Raw genomic sequence first — 19775 nt, forward strand, 5'->3', positions numbered from 1 at the left:
GCACCTCGGATGTAGGTGGGGTGGCCGACGCGCCGGCCAGTGTTGGTCAGAGCCCAGACAGCTTGCCGGACTGCATCACGGTCCGGGCCGGCCGCGTCGGCCAGACGCTGCACGGTTCGGTAGGTCATCCGGAGTTCGCGGGCGACCGCTCGACGGCTGCTGTTCCTTCGCCAAGCATTCCGTGGACAATGGCGTGTTTCTCGCGGGTTCGGTCGGCGAACCGGTGTCCAGTCGGCCAGGGCGACGCGCCAGCCTCGGGAGCCGGCGGCGTGGTGACGCTCTCAGTGCCGGGCTCCGCGAATGGTGCTCGCAGGCAGCCCGATGGCGCGATACGCATCGCTCGGCGGCCTCGCCGAGTTGCGCCAGAGATGAGCGGCCTGCGACCTGCACCGCGGTGGGTGCCCCGATGCTGGCACCTTCGGCGAAGAAGGGGGGCATGGTCGCGGCAGACCACGCGATCCCGGGGCGTTCGGCACGCCAGGCGGCGACGGTGGCTGCCTCGCGGTCGGGCAGCCAAGGCCGCACGCAGCCGCTCGCCTTGGAACCTTCCACAGTTTCCGCGCTGGGCCGATGCGCCAGGCGGACACTTGCTGAAGGCGTCCCAGACGCTGAACTGCCCATGTCGGCCACCGTCGACGGAGCACGCCACCCCACTGTCAGAGCGAAGTCCCAGCGTGTAGTCATCCAGGGGTGCGGGCTTCTCAGAACGCCTGTAGGTAGACCCGCGCCTGGTCGGCCTTCAGCGTTTGGACGTAGATGTCGATCCACTGCACTTTCTTGCGGCGGTCGTCCTTCACGCACGGAGGGCACACCCCCGTCCAGCGCGCCCCCTCCAGCGTCTGAGGCTCGGCCAGCCCGAGGTACCCGAAGCGCTCTCCCTCCGGAGCGAAGTCCTTCGTCTTCACCTTCAAGGGCTCTTCGGAGCGCAGGTCTTCCGCAATGCTCTCGGCGTTCTTCTCGTTGGTGACGAAGGAGAGGAGGTAGATGTTCTCCTGCGGATTGATTTGGACAGCGCCCTTGGACTGCGTGGCGTCCTTGGGTACAGCCACGTTCATGAACGCGGATGCCTCGGCTGCGCCCGCCTCCTTGTCCCAGTGCCAGTCACGTCCCTCGGTCACGCGGCGATCGTCCCCGTCCGAGCTGGAGCACGAGGCAAGGAGAAGGACGGACGCCAGCGCCGCGAAGAGGTGGGCGGCATGTCGGATCTTCAACGGTTCTCCTCGTCGCCGCGGGAAACGTCCCCACGGGTACCTTCGCGTCCCTGGTCCGGCGGGTTCACCGTTGGGTTCGCGTCACTGTTCAGGTCGTATGTGTAGGTCGAGCTGCTGCCCCGCATGTCGAATTCCTGGGCGAGGCCCGTCTTGTGCAGACGACCCATCTCGGAGTCCGGGATCTCGCCGATGCCGGGGAAGGTGGTCGACTTGCCGGCGTCCCAGTTGTACCGGTCCCAGACATTGGCTTGGTAGTCGAGCGAGACCTTCGGCTTGCCGTCCTCCCCGGGGCTGACAGTGACCATCCCCGACACGTTCTGCTGGTGCGAGCCGACCGCGTGGAACCACTCGTCACTCTGGAACGTGCGGCCGACCGCCTTACTCTCCACCGGCACGACAACGGTCTTGTCGCCGCCGGCTTTCTCGAAAGCGTCGAGCCCTTGCTTGCGCCACACGTCCTGGTTCTGGTCGATGTGGACCGAGACGTCGTTGCGAAAGCCGGAGTCGTCTTGCAGGATGCGGTCGATGTCCAGATCCAGCGGCTCACCGGTCTTGCCGAGGTAGTGCTCCATGTTGCGCGACGCCGCGTTCTCCCCGGTGAAGTCGCCGCCGGCCGCGATGCCCTGGGCCCGGGCCAGGTACCACAGGTCCTTGGCCGTGGGGTCCTCGGTGTTGAAGGCTCCTGAGCCTTCGTCCGGGCTGTGCCACTTGTACAGCGGGCTCATGACGCCCGCCTTGCGCAGCTCGTCGCCCTTCTCTTGGAGCAGGATGCCGCGCGTGACCGGATTAAGATCGCGCCACCACTCGGCGACCGCCTTCTTGCCCTTGGGGATGTGCTCCGCCTTCGCCGTCTCCTCAAGAGATGGGTAGGGGTTCGATGTCGCCTCTCGGTTGAAGCCGCCGACCGTGCCGTCCAGGAGGTTCTTGTCCTGAGTCAAGGCGGCGAGGGCGAGCTTGAACCCTTCGTCGGCGTCGTTCACCGCCTTTACGGCGGTGTCGAGCTGTTCGCCCCAGCTGCCGGCCGCGGTGCGGGCACTCTCCTGGTAACCGGGATCGTGGACGTAGGCGATGTACGCGGAGTGGTCGAGCTTCGATGTATCGAAGGCGACGATGCCCCGCTCCGACACCTTCATGCCGGCCTTCACGGCGTCCTCCCGGACGTGCTCGATCTGCTTCCGTAGTCGGTCGAACTCGGCGTGTGCGTCTCGGAGTAGTTTCGCGGCGGCCTTCGCCTCGCTCTGCGCCCCTTGGTACTCCTTCAGCGTCACGTCGAAGCGCGCGGAGCCGGAGGTCGCGCTGATGCCCACCCACGTGTCGCCGAGGGAGATGCCGTGTACTTCCTTCCTGTAGATCCCAGCGAGGGTGTCGAAGTCCTTGGCCATGGCGGCCCAGTCATCGGCGGCCGTCGTGAGCTTCGACAGGTCGGTGCCCATGATGTCGTAGTACGTCGCCACTGATGAACTCCCTTTACAGAGCTCGAAGTTCGAATGGGATGAGTTTGCGACATCAGAACGAGTCGAGCGTGGAGGACTTCCGGATACCCAGGTCCACGCCAGTGTCGGTGTTCTGGAAGATCGTGTTCGTGGCGCGCAGTGCGGTCTTCTCCGAGCCGAGGCGGTTCATGAGTGTCGTGAGCTGCTCGTTCCACGTCTTACGCGCGGTCTTCAAAGCGGGCCCGGTGAGCCAGCCTTCAAACTCCCTGGCGGCTGCGCCCGTGCTCTCGCGAGTCTGGGTGCCGTCCCTGCGGGTGTCCGGTTCCAAGTGCTTCTCGATCGCCTCGGCCGCCTTCTTCTTCTGCGCAGGGCTCGACGCGAGGTCCCTGTTGCCTGAGGGCATGCCTCCGCCACCGTCAAGCGGGGCCAGATGGTTAAGGTGCATCTGCGTCGACGCCGTGCCGCCCGCAGACTCGTCGCTTCGGGTCACGATCCCTCCCCCGAGTGTGATCATTATTCGTCACTTTACGAGAGGCATGCCTCGGTCGGCAAAGGGGCGCTGTGAAGAGTCGGGGCGACAGAATGCGCGCCAACTCCTCTGTCATACCCAGCACTTGGGCTGAATCACGTGCTCCGTGTCCGACGTGTCGACCGCGGTGCAGGAGCCGTTGGGGAGTCCGGGGAGCCCAGGGGGATCGCCGGTTACGGTGAAGGTTGTCTTAACGGAGATTCGCGGATACGAACAGGGACAACCCCGACCGTCAGGTGCGGTTGAGCTTCTTGGGGTGAGCCGGGGGCCCTCGGCGGGCGGATGAAGATCGTCCTGGGGTTGGCTGTCGATTCCCTTTGCACTGCGTGCGATTGCGCGTCCCGCTCGCCCTCGCATGCCTGGGCGCCACGGCTCGGCCGAAGCTCCCGTTGCGATCGCGCGGTACCTCGATGTTGCCCGCACCGACATCGGCCGGCACGCGCTTGCGCGAGGTGCCATTGCGTGAGTTCCCCTTTGTGGCGCATCCAGGGGCCGCCTCGGCCCCGGCAGCAGGCCGTCTGAGAGGGCCTTTTTCAGCCAGCAGAGCTGACGATGCATCAAATAGGTCATCCGTCCCGGACTCTTGACTCGTTGTCAGGTCAGCGCCATCCTCGACGGGACCTACGCGCGAGTAAGTTAGCGCGTGCCCATCCCGGACAGCGAAGGTAGCCCGGATGACCCTCCTCCGCAGACGCGGCCTGTTTGCCGTCGTCGTCACCCTCCTGCTGGCTCTCGGCGTGGGCTCCCCTCCGGCCGCAGTCGCCGACACTCCCTGGTGGGAGCCCACGGCGCGGCCCGCCGCCGACTCTCAGATCAACGTCACCGGCGAACCCTTCCACGGCACGGACAGCCAGGGCCGGGTCCGCGGCTTCATCGACGCGCACAATCACCTGATGTCCAACGAGGGCTTCGGCGGCCGCATCATCTGCGGCAAGCCGTTCTCCGAGGAGGGCATCGCCGACGCCCTCAAGGACTGCCCCGAGCACTATCCCGACGGCTCGCTCGCCCTCTTCGAGAACGTCACCGGCGGTGCGGACGGCCACCACGACCCGGTGGGCTGGCCGACGTTCAAGGACTGGCCGGCCCACAACTCCCTGAGCCACCAGCAGAATTACTACGCGTGGCTGGAGCGCACCTGGCGCGGCGGCCAGCGGGTGCTGGTCAACGACCTGGTCACCAACGGCCTGTTGTGCTCGATCTACGTCAGGGATCGCGGCTGCAACGAGATGGACGCCATCCGCCTCGAGGCCCGTAAGACCTACGAGATGCAGGACTACATCGACAAGATCTACGGCGGAAAGGGCAAGGGCTTCTTCCGTATCGTCACCGACTCCACCCAGGCCCGCCAGGTCGTCGCGGAGGGCAAGCTCGCCGTGGTGCTCGGCGTCGAGACCTCGGAGCCCTTCGGCTGCAAGCAGATCCTCGACGTCCCCCAGTGCAGCCAGGCCGACATCGACAGCGGTCTGGACGAGCTGTACAAGCTGGGTGTGCGCAGCATGTTCCTGTGCCACAAGTTCGACAACGCCCTGTGCGGGGTGCGGATGGACTCCGGCACCATCGGAACGGCCGTGGACATCGGCCAGTTCCTCTCCACCGGCACCTTCTGGAATACGGAGCAGTGCAGCGGTCCGCAGCACGACAACCCCACCGGCAATGCGGCCGCCCCGGCCGAGGTGACCAAGCTGCTCCCCGCAGGCACCAAGGTGCCCACGTACGACAGCAACGCGCAGTGCAACAGGCGCGGTCTGACCCGACTCGGTGAGTACGCGGTCAAGGGGTTGATGAAGCGCAACATGATGGTCGAGGTCGACCACATGAGCGTCAAGGCGGCCGGCCGCACCCTGGACCTGCTGGAGTCGGCGGACTACCCCGGCGTGCTCTCCAGCCACAGCTGGATGGACGACGGCTGGCTGGAGCGCGTCTACCGCCTCGGCGGCTTCAAGGCCTCGTACATGTCCAGCGCCGACAGCTTCGCCAAGGAGTCCGCCGGGACCAGGGCGCTGCGCCAGAAGTACGGCGTCGGACTCGGCTACGGCACCGACATGAACGGTGTCGGCGGCTGGCCGGGACCGGTCGGACCCGACGCCCCCAACGCGGTCAAGTACCCCTTCCGCAGCGCCGACGGCGGTTCCGTCATCGACCGGCAGCAAACCGGCGAACGCACCTGGGACTTCAATACCGACGGTGCGGCCCATGTCGGCATGGTGCCCGACTGGATCGAGCAGATGCGGCTCAGTGGCGGCAAGGACACGGTGCAGGACCTGCTCGGCGGCGCGGAGTCCTACCTCCGCACCTGGAAGGCGACCGAACTCCACAAGCCGGCGCCCAACCTCGCCGCCGGCGTCCCGGCGAGCGCCGGCTCGACGGAGTGGAACCCGTTCACCAGCTACGCCGCAGGGCGGGCCGTGGACGGCGACACCGGCACGAGGTGGGCGAGCGGCTGGTCGGACGACCAGTGGCTGCGGCTCGATCTGGGCAGCTCCCGTACGGTCGGCAAGGTCTCCCTCGACTGGGAACGGGCCTCTGCGCGGGCCTACCGGGTCGAGGTCTCGGACGACGGGATCACGTGGCGGACCGTGTGGTCCACGGACAGCGGGGACGGGGGCCTGGACAACGCGGTGTTCAGCCCGGTGCAGGCGCGGTACGTCCGTATCCACGGCGTGACACGCGCCACCAAGTACGGCTACTCGATCAACGAGGCAGCGGTGTACAGCCGCTGAGCTACTCCCGTACCAACGTCAGGATCTGGTCCGCGACGACGTCCAGCACGTCGCCCGCCTTCTCCTCGTCGCCGAGCACGAGGAAGTTGAGGGTGAGCCCGTCGGTCAGTGCGGCCAGATACCTGGCGGCCGCGGGCTCGGGCACGGTCAGCTCCACGCCCATGACCGAGGGGAGTTGACGGATCACCTTGGTGTGGGCCGAGAGATAGCGCTCGTACTGCCGCCGGGCGAGATGCTCGTAGCCGGGCTCCCGCAGGGCGTACTGGGTGAGTTCGTACGTCAGCATGTGCTCGCCGGGATTGGCCAGCACGTGGTCCCAGTACGCCTGGAGCCCGGCGCGGATCGTCTCGCGCAGGGTGGGCCTGCGGGTGAGCGTGGTGAGGACGTCCGACTCGGAGTGCTCGGAGATGGTGTCCATCACCGCTTCGAGCAACTCCTGCTTGGAGTCGAAGCAGTAGTGGAAAACGCTCAGCGAGACGCCCGCCTCCGCTACCACGGACCGCGTGGTGGTCTTCGCGACGCCGTCGCGGGCCATGACCCGGATAGCAGCCTCGACCAGTTGCCTGCGCCGCTGCGCCGACGGCATCCGCCCCATGGTGCCTCCTCCCCTGACCTGCGCAAGCATACGCCGCGGGGGGTGCGGCGCAGCGGGTCGCTGTGACGGCCCCGCGTTCTCCTCGCCCCACTGATCGTGCAGGGTGGATGTCCCGTAGGGCCACACGACGCTCGCACGGCCACGGTCCTTCATGTCCCGGCGGCACCGTTCCGCGCGCCGTTTGTTTGAATGTCTGAATTGATGCGGTTTGGCGGCCGTAATAGGTGCTCCACCGAGGGCATTTCGAGCCGGGAGGCTGCTGGAGATGGGCAAACCAACGCGGCGCGATCTCCTCAAGGGGACCGGGGCGGTCGCCGGGGTGCCCTGTCCCGGTCAGGAGCGGCCGCCGGGCGGATCGGCGCCACGGCGGGCAGCCGCCGTGGCCACTCGCCTCACCAGTCGTGCACGGATCCGTCCCGCAGCGTGTTCACCGGCAGGTACTTGCGCTCGTACGGGAAGCGTTCGGCGGCCTTCTCGTCGAACTCGACGCCGATGCCGGGGCGGTCGCCGGGGTGCATCAGACCATCCTCGAACGTCCAGGACGTCTCGAACACCTCCTCGTAGCCCGGGAGATGGGCCATGTACTCCTGCATGCCGAAGTTCGGGACCGACAGGTCGACGTGGAGTGCGGCCGCGAGCGACGCGGGGGAGAGGTCGCCCGCGCCGTGCGAGCCGGAGCGGACCCCGTACAGCTCGGCGAGGGAGAAGATCTTGCGCAGGTGCGTGATGCCGCCCGCGTGCGAGACGGACGTGCGGATGTAGTCGATGAGGCGGTTCGTGATCAGGTGCTGGCAGTCCCAGATCGAGTTGAAGATCTCGCCGACCGCGAGCGGTGTCGTGGTGTGCTGCCGGATGAGGCGGAAGGCCTCCTGGTCCTCGGCCGGCGTGGGGTCCTCGATCCAGAACAGGCGGTAGGGCTCGAGGGACTTGCCCAGGCGGCCCGCCTCGATGGGGGTGAGCCGGTGGTGCACGTCGTGCAGCAGGTGGAAGTCGTAGCCGAACCGTTCGCGGACGGCGGACATGTAGGTGGGCACGAAGTCCAAGTAGGCGCCGGTGTCCCAGACTTCCTCGGTGGGCAGCGCCCCGTCGGCCGGCTCGTAGGTGTCGCCGTCGCCCTTGCGCATGCCGTACACCCGCTCCAGACCGGGCACCGCCGCCTGCGCGCGCACCGCGCGGAAGCCCTTGTCGAGGAAACGCTGTACGTCGTCGAAGAGTTCGGGGACCGTGTTGCCGCTGGCGTGGCCGTAGACGGTGACGCCGTCGCGGGCCGCGCCGCCGAGCAGCTGGTACACGGGCAGGCCCGCGACCTTGCCCTTGATGTCCCACAGGGCGACGTCGACGGCGGCGACGGCCGTCATGGTGACCGGGCCGCGCCGCCAGTAGGCACCCTTGTACAGGTACTGCCACACCTGCTCGATGCGGGCCGGGTCCTTGCCGATCAGGGTGGGGCAGACGTGGTCGCGCAGGTAGGAGGCGACGGACAGCTCGCGGCCGTTGAGGGTGGCGTCGCCGATGCCGGTGACACCGTCCGAGGTGGTGATCTTCAGGGTGACGTAGTTGCGGCCGGGGCAGGTGACGAAGACCTCGGCCGAGGTGATGGTGGCCATGGGTGCCGTTCTTCTCGATGGGGGAGCGCGGGGCAGGGGTAGGTGCCGGCCGGCGCACGGGTTCGGCGGCCGGCACCTGGATCAGGTGAGCGCGGAACGCAGCGCGGCCTCGATGCCGTGCACGGCGAGCGTGTGCGCGAACTCGCCGACCGCATCGCTGAGTTCGGGGTGCTGAGCGACGTCCGGCGGCAGGAGGTCGCCTTCGGAGAGCAGGAGGCGGGCCGCGTCGGCGGGGCCACCGGCCCGGGCCGCGAGCTCGGCCAGGCGTGACCGGGCTCCGTCGTGGACCGTGCCGAGCGCACGCTCGTCGTACGCGTCGTCGGCCGTGATGACGCGCACGTACGCGGCGAGGCCGAGAGCGAGGACGCGCGGGACGCGCCCCGCCGCCAGCGACTCGGCGAGCACCCCCGCCCAGCGGACCGGGATCTTCAGGGAACCGTCGGAGCCGACCTGCGCGGTGCGGTGGCCGAGCGCCGGATTGGCGAACCGGTCGAGGAGTTCGGTGACGTAGGCCTTGCCCGGCATTCCCCCGGGCTCCGGGACCGTGGGCAGGATCTCCTCCCGCATTGCGAACTCCACGGCACCGCCCAGGAGTTCGTCGGTCACCGCCTGGTCGATGCAGCGGTGTCCGCGCAGCAGGCCGAGGTAGGCGAGGAGCGAGTGGGCGCCGTTGAGGAGCCGCAGTTTCATCAGCTCGTACGGGGCGACATCGTCCGTGAACAGCGCGCCCGCGTGCTCCCACGCCGGGCGTCCGGCGCGGAAGTCGTCCTCCATGACCCACAGCCGGTACGGCTCGGCGGGCACCGGCACCGAGTCGCGGACGCCGAAGGCGCGGGCGACGAGGGCGCGGTGCTCGTCGGTGGTGGCGGGCGCGATCCGGTCGACCATGGTGTTCGGCGTGGCCAGCGAGGTCGCGACGTAGGCCTGCAGCTCGGGGCGTTCCGCGGCGGGCAGCGCGGCGACGAACTCGTCGATGAGGACGCGCAGTCGGTGCCCGTTGTCCATGAGGTTGTCGCAGCTGAGCACGGTGACCGGCGACCCGTCGGTGCGGGCCCGGTGCTGGAGCCCGCGCACGATCAGGCCGAGGGTGGTGCGGGGCGTGCCTCCCGAGAGGTCGGCGCGGACCAGCGGGTCGTCGAGGTCGAGGCGGCCGTCGGCGCCGAAGGTGTACCCCTTCTCGGTCACCGTGACCGAGACGATGCGCGTGGTGGGGCTGCCGATCGCGGCGACGACCTCGGCGCCCTGCCCGTCGGCGACGAGGCCCGGATGGTGTACCCCGGGCACGGTCGCGGCGACGCCCGCGTCGCGGCGCAGGGTGAGGACGGTATAGAGCTGGCCCTGCTCCGCCATTCCGGTCGGCACCGGGCGCGGACCTCGTGCCGCGCTCGTCGAGACACCCGTGATGCCCCAGGGGCCGGGGCTGTGGCGCAGGGCGTCGGCCGTGTAGACGGCCTGGTGGGCGCGGTGGAAGTTACCCAGGCCCAGATGGACGATGCCGGGTTCGGGGAGAGGCGGGGGCAGCTTCAGACCGGCTACGGGCAGGGCGGTACGGGACAGGCGGGGCAGGGCGCTACGCGACAGGCGGGGCAGGGTGCGCGAGGTCATGGTCAGGCCTCCCGCGCCGGCTCGACCAGGACCTTCATCTGCGACGGGTCGGTCAGCGCGACCTCGAGCGCCTCGGCCGCCCGCTCCAACGGGAGGGCGGAGGTGACCAGTTCAGCCAGCTGGACACGGCCCGCCAACGCGGCCGCCGCCGCGAAGTCCCCCGCCCCGTACCGGAACGACGTCACAAGGGACAGTTCCTGACGCTGCATCCACGCCAGCGGCAGTTCGGTCAGCGGCCGGCTCGGATTGCCGACGACCACAGCGGTGCCGCCGGGGCGCAGCGCGCGGATCCCCGACACCAGGGCGGGCCCCACGCCGGAGCAGTCGAACACGGCGTCGTAGCCGTCCGGCGAGGCGAGCGCGTGGGCCCGCTCCGGATCGGGCGCGAGGCCGGCCGCGTCCACGGTGTGCAGGCCGAGCCGCGCCGCGAAATCCCGCCGCTCGGCCGCCACATCGGACACCGTCACGGACCTGGCGCCGACGGCCGCAGCGACCTGCGCGACCAGCACACCGATCGGCCCCGCCCCCGTGACCAGCACCCGGTGACCGGGGGTGAGCGCGGCGCGGCGCACCGCGTGCACGGCGACGGCGAGTGGCTCGATCAGCGCGCCGAGCCGGACGTCCGTCGACGCGGGCAGCGGATGCACGAAGTCCCGCGGCACGCACACGTACTCGGCGAGCGCGCCGTCGGTCGGCGGCGAACCGAAACAGGTGCCCTTCGGGCAGAGGTTGTAGCGCCCGGCCCGGCACAGCGCGCACGTGCCGCACGGGTGCGCCGGTTCGATGGCCACGGCCGTGCCGTGCGGCAGGTCGTCGGCGCCTGCGCCGTGGCCGACGACCACGCCGGCCGGCTCGTGGCCGAGGACGGTCGGCTGCCGCAGGACGTTCGGGCCGTTCTCGCCGTGGGCGTAGTAATGCAGGTCGGACCCGCACAGTCCGACGGCACGGACGGCGACCAGGACCTGGCCCGGCCCGGGCTCGGGCACCGGGCGGTCCTCGACGCGCACGTCCTTGGGGCCGTGCAGCACGGCGGCGCGGTGTATGGACTCGACGGGCTCGACCGACTGGGCCGACTCGACCGACTGGGCCACGGGGCGTCCCTCTCTTTCGTACGGGGATGGAGCGGGCCGGGGCGGGCTAGCGCACCGGCAGCGGTTCGACGCGCTTGATGACGAACGCGTAGGTGAGGGCGCCGACGACGGACAGGGCGCCGGACACCAGGAGCGGCACGAGGTACGAGCCTCCGGAGGACGCCAGCAGGAATCCGGTGACGATCGGGCCGAGGATCCCCGCCACGTTCGAGGCGAAGTTCTGGATGCCGGCGAGCGAGGCGACATGTCCGGCGGTCGGCGCCACGTCGGCGGGCAGCGACGCCACGGACGCGGTCGAGAAGGTCAGCGAGGCATAGCTGAGGGAGAGCAGCGCGAGGGCGCCGGACGCGGTCGGCACGACGACGGTGAGCGCGATCACGGACGAGCACAGCGTGCCGGAGACCAGGCAGGTCTTGCGGACCCTGGTGGTGGACCAGCCCTTGCGGAGCAGCCGGTCGGCGGTGAAGCCGCCGAGCAGCGACCCGAAGATGGCGACCAGACCCGGGACCGTGCCGAAGAAGCCGAGCTTGAGGAGGTCGAAGCCGCGCTCGTCGACGAGGTAGCTGGGGAACCAGGTGATGAAGAAGTAGATGACGTAGTTGAGGCAGAAGAAGCCGAGCATCATGCCCCAGACCGTCCGGTAGCGGAACAGGTCCCGCCAGCGCACCTCGGGCGCGTCCGCCTCCTGCGCGGCCGTCTCGTCGGTGTGAGCGCCGCCCGCCTCGATGTAGGCGCGCTCCTCGGCGGTCAGCTTCGGGTGGTCGGCGGGCTCGTGGTAGAGCCGCCACCAGCCGATGATCCACAGAAAGCCGAGCAGGCCGCAGGCGATGAACGCCACCCGCCAGTGGAACGCGGAGACCAGCATCGTCACCAGCGGCAGGGCGATGGCGGTGCCGACGCGCGCGCCGTTGTCCCAGACGCTGTTGGCGAGGGTTCGTTCGTGACGGGGGAACCAGCGGGAGACGGCCTTCGCGGGTGCGGGATATCCGGCGGCCTCACCGGCGCCGAGCAGCATCCGGGCGCCGACGAGCGAGCCGACGCCGCGGACCAGGCCCATCCCGACGGTGGCCACCGACCACCAGATGGCACCGATCGCGAAGACCCGCTTCACGCCGTACTTGTCCAGGAGTGCCCCGGCGGGCAGTTGGCACAGCGCGTACGTGAAGAAGAAGGCACTGAGGATGAAGCCCTGCGTCTCGGGACCGATGTGCAGGTCGTCCGACATGGACGGCAACGCGACGCTGAGCGTGGAGCGGTCCAGGTAGTTGACCGCGAGGCCGCCGAAGCACAGGACGGCTATGCCCCAGCGGACGTTCTTCCCCCGGCCGCGCGGGCGGGCGGGGAGCGAGGTGCCGGGCGGGGCAGCCGGCGCCTCACTCTCGGTGACGGAGCGGCTGGTCATCGTTGACCTCCGGTCGAGGGGGACGTGCGGACGTGACGGAAGCGGTTCGCGAGACCGGGGCACAGGAGTGTCCACAGTGGGGACAGGGACACGGGCGTGGCCAGGGGGTCCGTTAACCCCCGCGTCATTTTCTACGCCCGTACGCACTTACATACAAGCCTTGTATGTAAGTAACCTTGCAGCTGAGGTGAGAAAGTGAGCGTCATGGCAGCTCAGCGGCGGGAACCGAGAAAGACGCGACGGGTCGAAGCGGAGGCGTCGCGTCCGCGCGAGTCCGTCCGGGCTCGGGTGCACGCCCTGCTGCGGGCGCGCATCACCTCCCTCGAGCTCCTGCCGGGCGCGCCCCTGTCGGAGAACGAGCTGGCCGCGGAGCTGGACGTCAGCCGCACCCCGGTGCGCGAGGCGCTGATCCTGCTGGGTGAGGAGTCGCTGGTCGACGTCTTCCCCAAGCTCGGTACGTTCGTCTCACGGATCAGCGTCGACGCCGTCCTGGAAGCCCAGTTCATGCGGGAGGCGCTCGAAGTGGCGGCGCTGCGCGAGGCGGTGACGAAGTCCGGCGCGCAGGACATCACGGCGCTGCGCGCCATCCTCGACGCACAGCGGGCCGCGCTGAAGGCGGGGGACGCGGACGTGTTCTTCGAGCAGGACGAGGCCTTCCACCGTCGCCTGATGGAGGCGAGCGGTCACCGCACGCTGTGGCGCACGGTGGCGACTGCCAAGGCGCACCTCGACCGGGCCCGCCGGCTGAGTCTGCCGCTGCCGCACCGGATCGAGACGCTGGTCGACGAGCACACCGCGGTGGTCGACGCCCTGGAACGGCGGGACGCGGCGGGCGCGGAGGACGCGCTGCGCGGACACCTTCAGGGCGTCTTCGACGACATCGGAACGATCAGGGCAAGCCATCCGGAGCTGTTCGCGGATCCGCACGAGCAGCCGGGCAGCGCCCCGGCCCGCCCGCGGGTCCATCCCGGGCTGCGCGCCTGACGTCACTCACCCCGGGGGCGGCTCGTCTGCCGGTCGAGGGCCGAGCAGCAGACTCCGACGTACCCCTCTCGTCTACGCGTCCGGTGGAGTCCTGTCGGCCGGGAGGCGGCTGTAGGCGGCTGTAGGCGGCTCAGACCGAATAGGGATAGACGTCGATGCGGGCGGTCGTGAATTCGATGTGGTCGCCGGCGGAAGGCCTGGCCGGGTCGGTGCGTTGTCCTGGGCGGTCGGTGGGGGTGAACTCCACGAGGATGATGTCGGTGTCGATTCGGACCGCCACCACGGGGTCGTCGGCGTCGACGCTGGCGACGACACCCCTCAGGCGTACCGGGTCCCCGGGTGCGTCGGCCAGCAGGGCGTCCGGGGCGTTTGCGAGTGCCCAGTTCTCGATGTCGTCCGGGACGTCGATCTCGACGTCCACGGCATCCCCCGCCCGGGGCACCTCCGACCCGAGCCAGCGGGCCCAGGCCCGGCCGGCCGGGGCCCTGAAGACGATGTCGGGTCCGTGTTCGCCCGTCGTGTCGTCGAGAACGTCCAGAATCTCAATGCGCATTACTTCAGTCCTAGTGGTACGCGAACCATGGTGTTGTCCACGATCCAGGTGTTCGTGGGGGAGACGAACGTCCAGGTTTCCATGTGGAAGTGGAACTTGGTCGGTTTGCTGTTCATCTCGTGCGACCCGAGTCGGATACTTCGCCGGCCGTCGGCGGAGACAAGCCGGTCCGCGTCCGGCAGCCCGGTGCGTGGGTGGACGTTCGTGTAGGGCCCCTCGCCCAGGAACTTCTCCCACTCGTCCATCACCTGGTGAGGTTTGAGGGGCTTGGGCGCGACCACCTCCGGGGTCTGGACGACCGTTTCCTGCGGCGGGCAGGGAGTGAGGCCGAGGGGGTCGCTCCAGGTCACAGGATTGTCGACGTACGTTGCCGGGTTGGGCGCGGGCGCGAGGCCCAGCGGGTCCGGGCTGAGATAGCGGGCCGTCTCGGGGTCGTAGTGGCGGTGGACGTTGTAGTGGAGCTCGGTCTCCGGGTCGTAGTACTGCCCCGGGAAGCGGAGCGGGGTGTAGCCGGTGCTGTCCCTGCCCCAGGTGGTGCGGCCCCAGAGCGAGCTGCGCGAGCGCCAGGCGATCTCGCCCTGTGTGTCGACGAGTTCGGTGGGGGCGCCGACCAGGTCGGTGACGATGGCGAAGAAGCGGGAGTCGATCTCGCTCTGAGGCGCGGTGGCGGCCGTGATGCGTTCGGTCTGGGCGACGGGGCGCAGACCTTGGTGGTTCCAGGTCAGCACCACCCGGTTCGGCGAATCCACGGTGTTCGTCACCTGTTCGCACAGCGTGCTGTCGTCCCAGGAGAAGTCGATGCGCTCGACGACCTCACCGCTGTCGGCCGCCATCTTCGACTTGGAGGTCCGGCGGCCAAGTGGGTCGTACGTGTAGCGCCAGACCGTGCCGTCCGGGGTGGTGACCGAGGTGAGGTGGTCCTCCGCGTCCCAGGTGTAACGCCATGTGTCGGGTTTGCGGGAGAGCCGGATCTTCTGGCGCATCACCACACGGCCGAGTTCGTCGTGCTCGTAGCGTGTGTCGCCGGCCCGTACGATGCGGGTTCCCCGGTACGAGCGTGCCCCGGCGGCCTCCTGCCCCGGATGGAAGGCCGGCCAGGAAGCCGAGGTCTGGTTGCCGGCGTTGTCGTAGGCGTACGTCTCCGTCCAGCCCTCCGCGCGGACTTCGGTGACGCGGCCCGCCGCCGTCACGTCGAAGCTGCGGCTGCCGGAGAGCTGATCGTCGACACGGGTCACATGGCCGTCCGCGCGATAGGTGTACCGGCGGTGCTGCACTCCTTTGCAGTCGGCTGTCCTGACCGTCTGCGCCGTGAGGCGGCCGACGGCGTCGAAGGTGTGGTCGAGGGAGAGAGAGCCGCCGACGACGCGGCCGATCTCACGGCCCGCAGCGTCATAGGTGAAGCCGATGGTGTGACCGGAGGTCGTCAGGCCGGCTCGGTTGCCGGCCGCGTCGTAGGTCCACGTGCTGCTGGTTCCACCAGGGGTGAGCCGGCCTGTCGTACGGCCCAACTTGTCGTATGCATAGCTGAGTTCGCGTCCGTGGACGGTCTCTGTGCGCAGGCGGCCGTATCGATCGCGCAGCCGGGTGAGTGAGCCGTCGGGGTCTTCGGCTTGGGCGAGCTGGTCCGTGAGGTCGTAGGCATAGGTGGTGACTCGACCGGCGGCGTCCTTCCGCGTGACCTGGCCCAGCGCGTTTCGGTCGAAGGTGACGGTCCGGCCGTGCGCGTCCGTCCTGGCGGCGACGCGGCCCGCGGCGTCCAGGGAGTACGCGACCTCGCGCCCGTCGAAATCCTTCTCGGCGATCAGTCGCCCGGCCGGGTCGAACGAGTACGTCCAGGTCAGGCCCTGGGGGTCGGACACCTCAGTGAGACGCAGTTCCGTGTCGTGACGGAACTCGTGCCGGACTCCGTCGGGGCCGGTGCGGGAGGTCAGCAGGTCGAAGTGGGTGTACGCGAAGCGTGTGACACCGCCCATGGGGTCCGTGTGGGCGACGCAGTTGCCTTCGCCGTCATAGGTCCAGGACTCGACCGCGCCGTTCGGCGATGTCCGGCGTGCCAGGTGTCCTTCGACCGTCCACTGCAACCGGGTCGTCGAGCCCGTCGGGTCCGTGATCTCGACCGGACGGCCGAAGGCGTCCCGTCGGCAGATGGTAACCGCCCCCAGGGGGTTTTTGGTCTCGACCGGTAGCCCGGCGGCGTCGCAACGGACTTCCGTCGTGTGGCCCAGCGGGTCCGTCACCGTCGCGAGATGCCCGGCCCCGTCATGGGTGAAGCGTGTGACAAGGCCCGCGGGAGCGATCACCGCTACCCGGTTTCCCCGTTCGTCGTACTCCTGGCGGTGCGTGTTTCCGTCCGGACCCGTCACCTTCACCGGCAGACCGAGCGAGTTGTACTCGGCCCTCGTCTCGCGGCCGTCGGGACGGGTCACCGAGATCAGGAGCCCGGCGTCGTCGTGGCGGAACACAGTCGTGTGTCCGAGCGGGTCGGTCTGTGAGAGCAGACGGTTGTGGCGGTCCCTCTCGTAACGGGTGACGGAACCGGTCGGATCGATTTCCGCGACCACCTGGCACCGTGCGTTGACGACGTAGCGGGAGGTGTGCCCGAGGGAGTCCGTGATGGCGGTCGTCCTGTGCCCGGTGGCTGCGTCGGCGGGCTCGTACGTGAACGTGGAGCGCAGATGACCGGCACTGCCCGACTGGTGCGTGCAGCGGTCGGCGTCGTTGTATGCGTAGGTGAAATGGCTGCCGTTGGTGTCGGTCCAGGACGTGATGCGGCCCGCGTCGTCGTATCCGAACCGGACGGGCAGTCCTGACGAGTTGGTGACTTCGCTCAGATGGCCGTCCTCGGAGTACCCGTAGCGGACGACGGCCTCCGCGCTCCCGTCGGGAGCGGCACCCGCGAGCCTCAGCGCGGTGATCCGTCCGTCCGCGGTGGTGAGTTGCAGGTGGTAACCGCCGCTGTGGCGAATCGAGCGCGGGGCTCCGGAAGCGGAGTCGTACTCGAAGTCGATGCGTGCACCGCTGCGGTCCTCGATCTCCGTCAGGAGTGCCGATCCTTCACTCCGGTCGACGAAGTGCAGCACGCGGCCCGTCTCCGGATCGGTGAGGGTGTAGCCGTTCTCCGTCCGGTCGAGCGGGCGGAGGGGACCGTGCAGCGGGAAGGTGGGGACGCCGGGCGCGGGGTGGGGGTAGGCGAGCAGCAGACCGTCCTCACCGACGAAGACGACGCCTTCGTCGTCGATCTCCAGGCGCTGGTCGGCGGTCGACGACCACGACGGTCCGAACCAGCCACCGCAGCGGTAGGAGGACTCGAACTCGCGCTTGAACTCCAGAGGGAGCAGTCCCGGCAGGGCGAGGTCCGTGCGTGGCAGGACCATCCGGCCGGTGGCCACGTCGACAGGGTCCTTCGCACATGTCTTGTCGCCGGGCCGTCGTGAGGTACCCAGCGGCTCCTTCTCGGCGGCGCCGCGGGCTTCGCGGCGCACCGCGCTCTCCAGCCCGTCCTTCGCTCCCGTCTTGAGCCCCAGCCGCAGTCCGCTGCGCGCGAGGCCCGCGCCCTTGGTGCCGATGAGTTCGGGGATGAGGCGCCCCACGAACTCGGAGGGGTCCTTCTTGAAGCCGTCGACGGCGGCGGTGACGATGCGTTCGGGGTGCGCGGCGGTGGAGACGAGGCCGGAGAGCGTCATGGAGACGTTCTGCATGTACGCGGCCGGGTGCGTGAGGTTGTAGGGGTCGGTGGGGTTGAGGCCGCGGGCGAAGTTGAGCAGTCCCGCGGTGCCTTTGAGGGCGCCGCCGACGACGTGGGTGAGTTCGGTGTTGTAGGCCTGGTAGCCGTCGACGATGGTGTTGCCGAGGCGGTCGAGCGGCGGCGGCTCGGCGGGAGCGTGCGCGAGGGCCGCCTTGACCTTGCCCTGGGCGTCGGAGGCCGCAGTATTGCGCTGCTTGCGCGCCTCGGTGAGCGTCTCGTGGGCCTTCTTGATGTCGGCCTTGCCGGGATCCTGGAACGGCTCGGGCTTCGCGCCGGGGTCCTCGTTCGCCTTGATCTTGGCGTTGTAGGCGTCGACCTTCTTGTTGTACGCGTCGACCGCGTCCTTCGACGCCTGCCGGCCCTTCTTGTACAGGTCTACGGCTTCCTTGGCCTTGCCCTGCGCCCACTTGACCGTATCGGCGTACGCGTCCAGGGCGCCGGCCGCCTTGTCGCAGGCGTCGGAGGCCTCGGCCCACTTGGTGGGGTGCACGCCGAACTTCTTGCGGAACGCGTCGCCGCCCTCGCCCGCCCATCCGGACGAGTCGACCTTCTTCATCCCCTGCGAGACATGGTCGAACGCGGTGTGGAAGTCCTTGAGATGCTTCGAGGACTCGCGGATCTTGTCCGGGTTGCCGTGGACGAGCTCGTTGGCCTCCTCGGTCTGGCCGAGCTGCTGCTCGCCGGGCGTGGCACCGAGATCCGAGGCGACGTCGTCGCCCCAGTCCTCCACCGCGTCGGCCGCCCCGTGCAGGCCCACGTAGTCCAGACCGTCGCCGACCTTGTTCGTCGCGTAGTCGACGCCCTCGCCGACCTTCTTCTTGCCCTCGTCGATGAGATCCTCACCGACCGAAAGCCCTTTGTTGATACCGCCCTTGACGCCGTCGACGATGTCGCCGAGACCCATCAGCCCTCGCCCCCGCCCTGCTGCTGTCCGGCGGCCTCGGCCCGCTCCTCGGGGGACGGGCCGAAGGTGTCGTCGAGCATCTGGTCGTACTCGTCGTCGGAGACCCCGAGGGCGTTGTGCAGGTTCTCCGGATTGAGGCCCGCGGGGCCCAGCGTGTGCGACGTCATGACGTCTCGGCCCGCGTCCTTCCAGCCCTGGCCGCTGTTGGCGAGCGCCTGGTCGAAGGACTCCTTGCTGTAGTCGGGGGCGGAGAGCACGCCCGACGTGGCGATGTCGCCCCAGCCCTTCTTGGTGACCTCGTCCTCGGAGGCGTACGGGTTCCCGATCGCGGCGTTCGTGACGACCTTGAACGATCCCTCGACGTACTGCTCGGTCTCGTAGTACGTACCGGCGGACAGGCCGGTCTTCACCGCGAACCCGTTGCCCTCGTTCACCAGCGAGCGCACGCCCCACTCCCAGCGCTCACAGAACGACTTGAACTCCCCGGTCAGCCCTTCGTGCCCCAACTCCAGGCCGGACAGGGCGATGTCCCCGAAGCCGCGCCCGGCCCCGGCCTCACCGACCATGCCGAGCTCCTTCAGCTCGGCCAGGGCCTCGGTCAGGCCCTTGGCGATCAGATCCAGGCCACCGGTCTTCAGGTCCTTGCCGCCGCCACCGCCCCCGTCGCCGGTCATGCGATACCCCCCTCGCCCTCGTCACGGTCGACCGCCGCCTCGTCCGGCACGATGCCCCGCACCGGCGGAAACACCATGCCGTCCGGCCCGTCCGCACAGTCAAGTGCTACCCCGCACGGCACCCCGGCCGCGGGTACCGCCACGTCCAGCAGCTTCGCGCCCAGAATCGTTCGGTAGGTCCACTCGCGCGCGAACTCGCCCCGGGCCTGCGCATACCGGGCCAGTGCCTGCTCGTCGGAGAAGGCGAGGATGAAGCGGATGCCGTTCAAGTCCGCGGTCAGCAGCCCCAGTTCACCGCCCGGGCCGCCCTCGTCGCCGAGCGGGACCAGCACCGCCGTCCGCCGGAACTCGCCCAGCAACGCGGCGAACGCCCGCCTGCGTGCGTCCACTTCGGGATCATCGGCCACCGGATCCGCGACGACCGGCTCTGCGCTCCGGACGGCCGCGGGCGGATCCGGCTGCGGGGGCGAAGGCGAGGGTGATGGCGTCACCGGCGCTTCGGCGGCAGGCACGCCGCTCATCTCCGCGTAGTCGGCGAGACGTGACCTTGGTGTCTGCGGCGGTTCGTCCACCGCGCCCCCGTAATCAGACATACCACGCATCATCACAAGCCCACGTCGCTCGCCGCAATGCGTCGGCGTCACACCCCTGTCACAGCACCCTCCGATCGGCCCGAGCGGGCACGGTCGCTGAGCGGTCCGAGCGCGTGACACCGAGTCGGC

Annotated in this window: 15 protein-coding genes; 2 read left to right on the top strand and 13 right to left on the bottom strand. The window is 69.3% G+C overall.

The window, feature by feature from the left end; translation table 11 throughout:
* Positions 1 to 701: 701 nt before the first annotated feature.
* From OHA58_RS32170 to OHA58_RS32185, 4 genes are all read right to left on the bottom strand, one after another.
* Positions 702 to 1211 (bottom strand): hypothetical protein, encoded by a 510-nt coding sequence (locus OHA58_RS32170; RefSeq protein ID WP_405483095.1) that lies wholly within the window; start codon positions 1209 to 1211, stop codon positions 702 to 704.
* Complete coding sequence (locus OHA58_RS32175) at positions 1208 to 2665, bottom strand: hypothetical protein (protein WP_405483097.1); 1458 nt, start codon at positions 2663 to 2665, stop codon at positions 1208 to 1210. The genes OHA58_RS32170 and OHA58_RS32175 overlap by 4 nt, the downstream gene beginning before the upstream one ends.
* A gap of 52 nt (positions 2666 to 2717) precedes the next feature.
* Positions 2718 to 3047 carry a hypothetical protein gene (locus OHA58_RS32180; protein WP_405483099.1) on the bottom strand — a complete coding sequence of 110 codons (330 nt, stop codon included), beginning with the start codon at positions 3045 to 3047 and terminating at the stop codon, positions 2718 to 2720.
* A gap of 358 nt (positions 3048 to 3405) precedes the next feature.
* Positions 3406 to 3960: a transposase gene (locus tag OHA58_RS32185; protein WP_405483101.1), complete on the bottom strand. Its 555-nt coding sequence runs from the start codon at positions 3958 to 3960 to the stop codon at positions 3406 to 3408.
* Between OHA58_RS32185 and OHA58_RS32190 the strand changes: the two genes are divergently transcribed.
* A complete protein-coding gene (locus OHA58_RS32190; RefSeq protein WP_405483102.1) occupies positions 3848 to 5893 on the top strand; it encodes a discoidin domain-containing protein in 2046 nt (681 codons plus the stop codon). The genes OHA58_RS32185 and OHA58_RS32190 overlap by 113 nt on opposite strands.
* 1 nt (position 5894) lies before the next feature.
* On the opposite strand, the gene OHA58_RS32195 is transcribed toward OHA58_RS32190, so the two are convergent.
* The 5 genes from OHA58_RS32195 to OHA58_RS32215 all read right to left on the bottom strand — a co-directional run bounded on the left by OHA58_RS32195 (position 5895) and on the right by OHA58_RS32215 (position 12193).
* Complete coding sequence (locus OHA58_RS32195; RefSeq protein WP_405483103.1) at positions 5895 to 6488, bottom strand: TetR/AcrR family transcriptional regulator; 594 nt, start codon at positions 6486 to 6488, stop codon at positions 5895 to 5897.
* A 392-nt stretch (positions 6489 to 6880) separates the two neighbouring features.
* The gene (gene manD, locus OHA58_RS32200; RefSeq protein WP_405483104.1) at positions 6881 to 8095 is read right to left on the bottom strand and encodes a D-mannonate dehydratase ManD; all 1215 of its coding nucleotides are present in this window, start codon (positions 8093 to 8095) and stop codon (positions 6881 to 6883) included.
* An 81-nt stretch (positions 8096 to 8176) separates the two neighbouring features.
* On the bottom strand, positions 8177 to 9700 hold the full coding sequence (locus OHA58_RS32205; protein ID WP_405483105.1) for a mannitol dehydrogenase family protein: 1524 nt from the start codon (positions 9698 to 9700) through the stop codon (positions 8177 to 8179).
* Between the two features lie 2 nt (positions 9701 to 9702).
* Positions 9703 to 10791 (bottom strand): alcohol dehydrogenase catalytic domain-containing protein, encoded by a 1089-nt coding sequence (locus tag OHA58_RS32210; RefSeq protein ID WP_405483106.1) that lies wholly within the window; start codon positions 10789 to 10791, stop codon positions 9703 to 9705.
* Between the two features lie 46 nt (positions 10792 to 10837).
* Complete coding sequence (locus OHA58_RS32215; protein WP_405483107.1) at positions 10838 to 12193, bottom strand: MFS transporter; 1356 nt, start codon at positions 12191 to 12193, stop codon at positions 10838 to 10840.
* A gap of 204 nt (positions 12194 to 12397) precedes the next feature.
* Between OHA58_RS32215 and OHA58_RS32220 the strand changes: the two genes are divergently transcribed.
* Complete coding sequence (locus OHA58_RS32220; RefSeq protein ID WP_405483108.1) at positions 12398 to 13177, top strand: GntR family transcriptional regulator; 780 nt, start codon at positions 12398 to 12400, stop codon at positions 13175 to 13177.
* A gap of 130 nt (positions 13178 to 13307) precedes the next feature.
* Here the strand turns inward: OHA58_RS32220 and OHA58_RS32225 are convergent, their stop codons facing one another.
* From OHA58_RS32225 to OHA58_RS32240, 4 genes are read right to left on the bottom strand one after another with little or no spacing between them, the layout of a single operon-like run.
* Entirely contained in the window at positions 13308 to 13730 is a 423-nt protein-coding gene (locus OHA58_RS32225; RefSeq protein ID WP_405483110.1) for a hypothetical protein, read from the bottom strand.
* A complete protein-coding gene (locus tag OHA58_RS32230) occupies positions 13730 to 18379 on the bottom strand; it encodes a putative T7SS-secreted protein (RefSeq protein WP_405483112.1) in 4650 nt (1549 codons plus the stop codon). Before OHA58_RS32230 ends, OHA58_RS32225 begins: the two co-directional genes overlap by 1 nt.
* Positions 18379 to 19053 (bottom strand): hypothetical protein, encoded by a 675-nt coding sequence (locus tag OHA58_RS32235; protein WP_405483113.1) that lies wholly within the window; start codon positions 19051 to 19053, stop codon positions 18379 to 18381. Before OHA58_RS32235 ends, OHA58_RS32230 begins: the two co-directional genes overlap by 1 nt.
* Positions 19050 to 19646, bottom strand: coding sequence for a hypothetical protein (locus OHA58_RS32240; RefSeq protein ID WP_405483114.1), 597 nt, complete (start codon positions 19644 to 19646; stop codon positions 19050 to 19052). The genes OHA58_RS32235 and OHA58_RS32240 overlap by 4 nt, the downstream gene beginning before the upstream one ends.
* Positions 19647 to 19775: the final 129 nt, after the last annotated feature.

Origin of the sequence: Streptomyces sp. NBC_00009 (assembly GCF_045040855.1) — a bacterium.
Taxonomy (GTDB): Bacteria; Actinomycetota; Actinomycetes; order Streptomycetales; family Streptomycetaceae; genus Streptomyces; species Streptomyces aureus.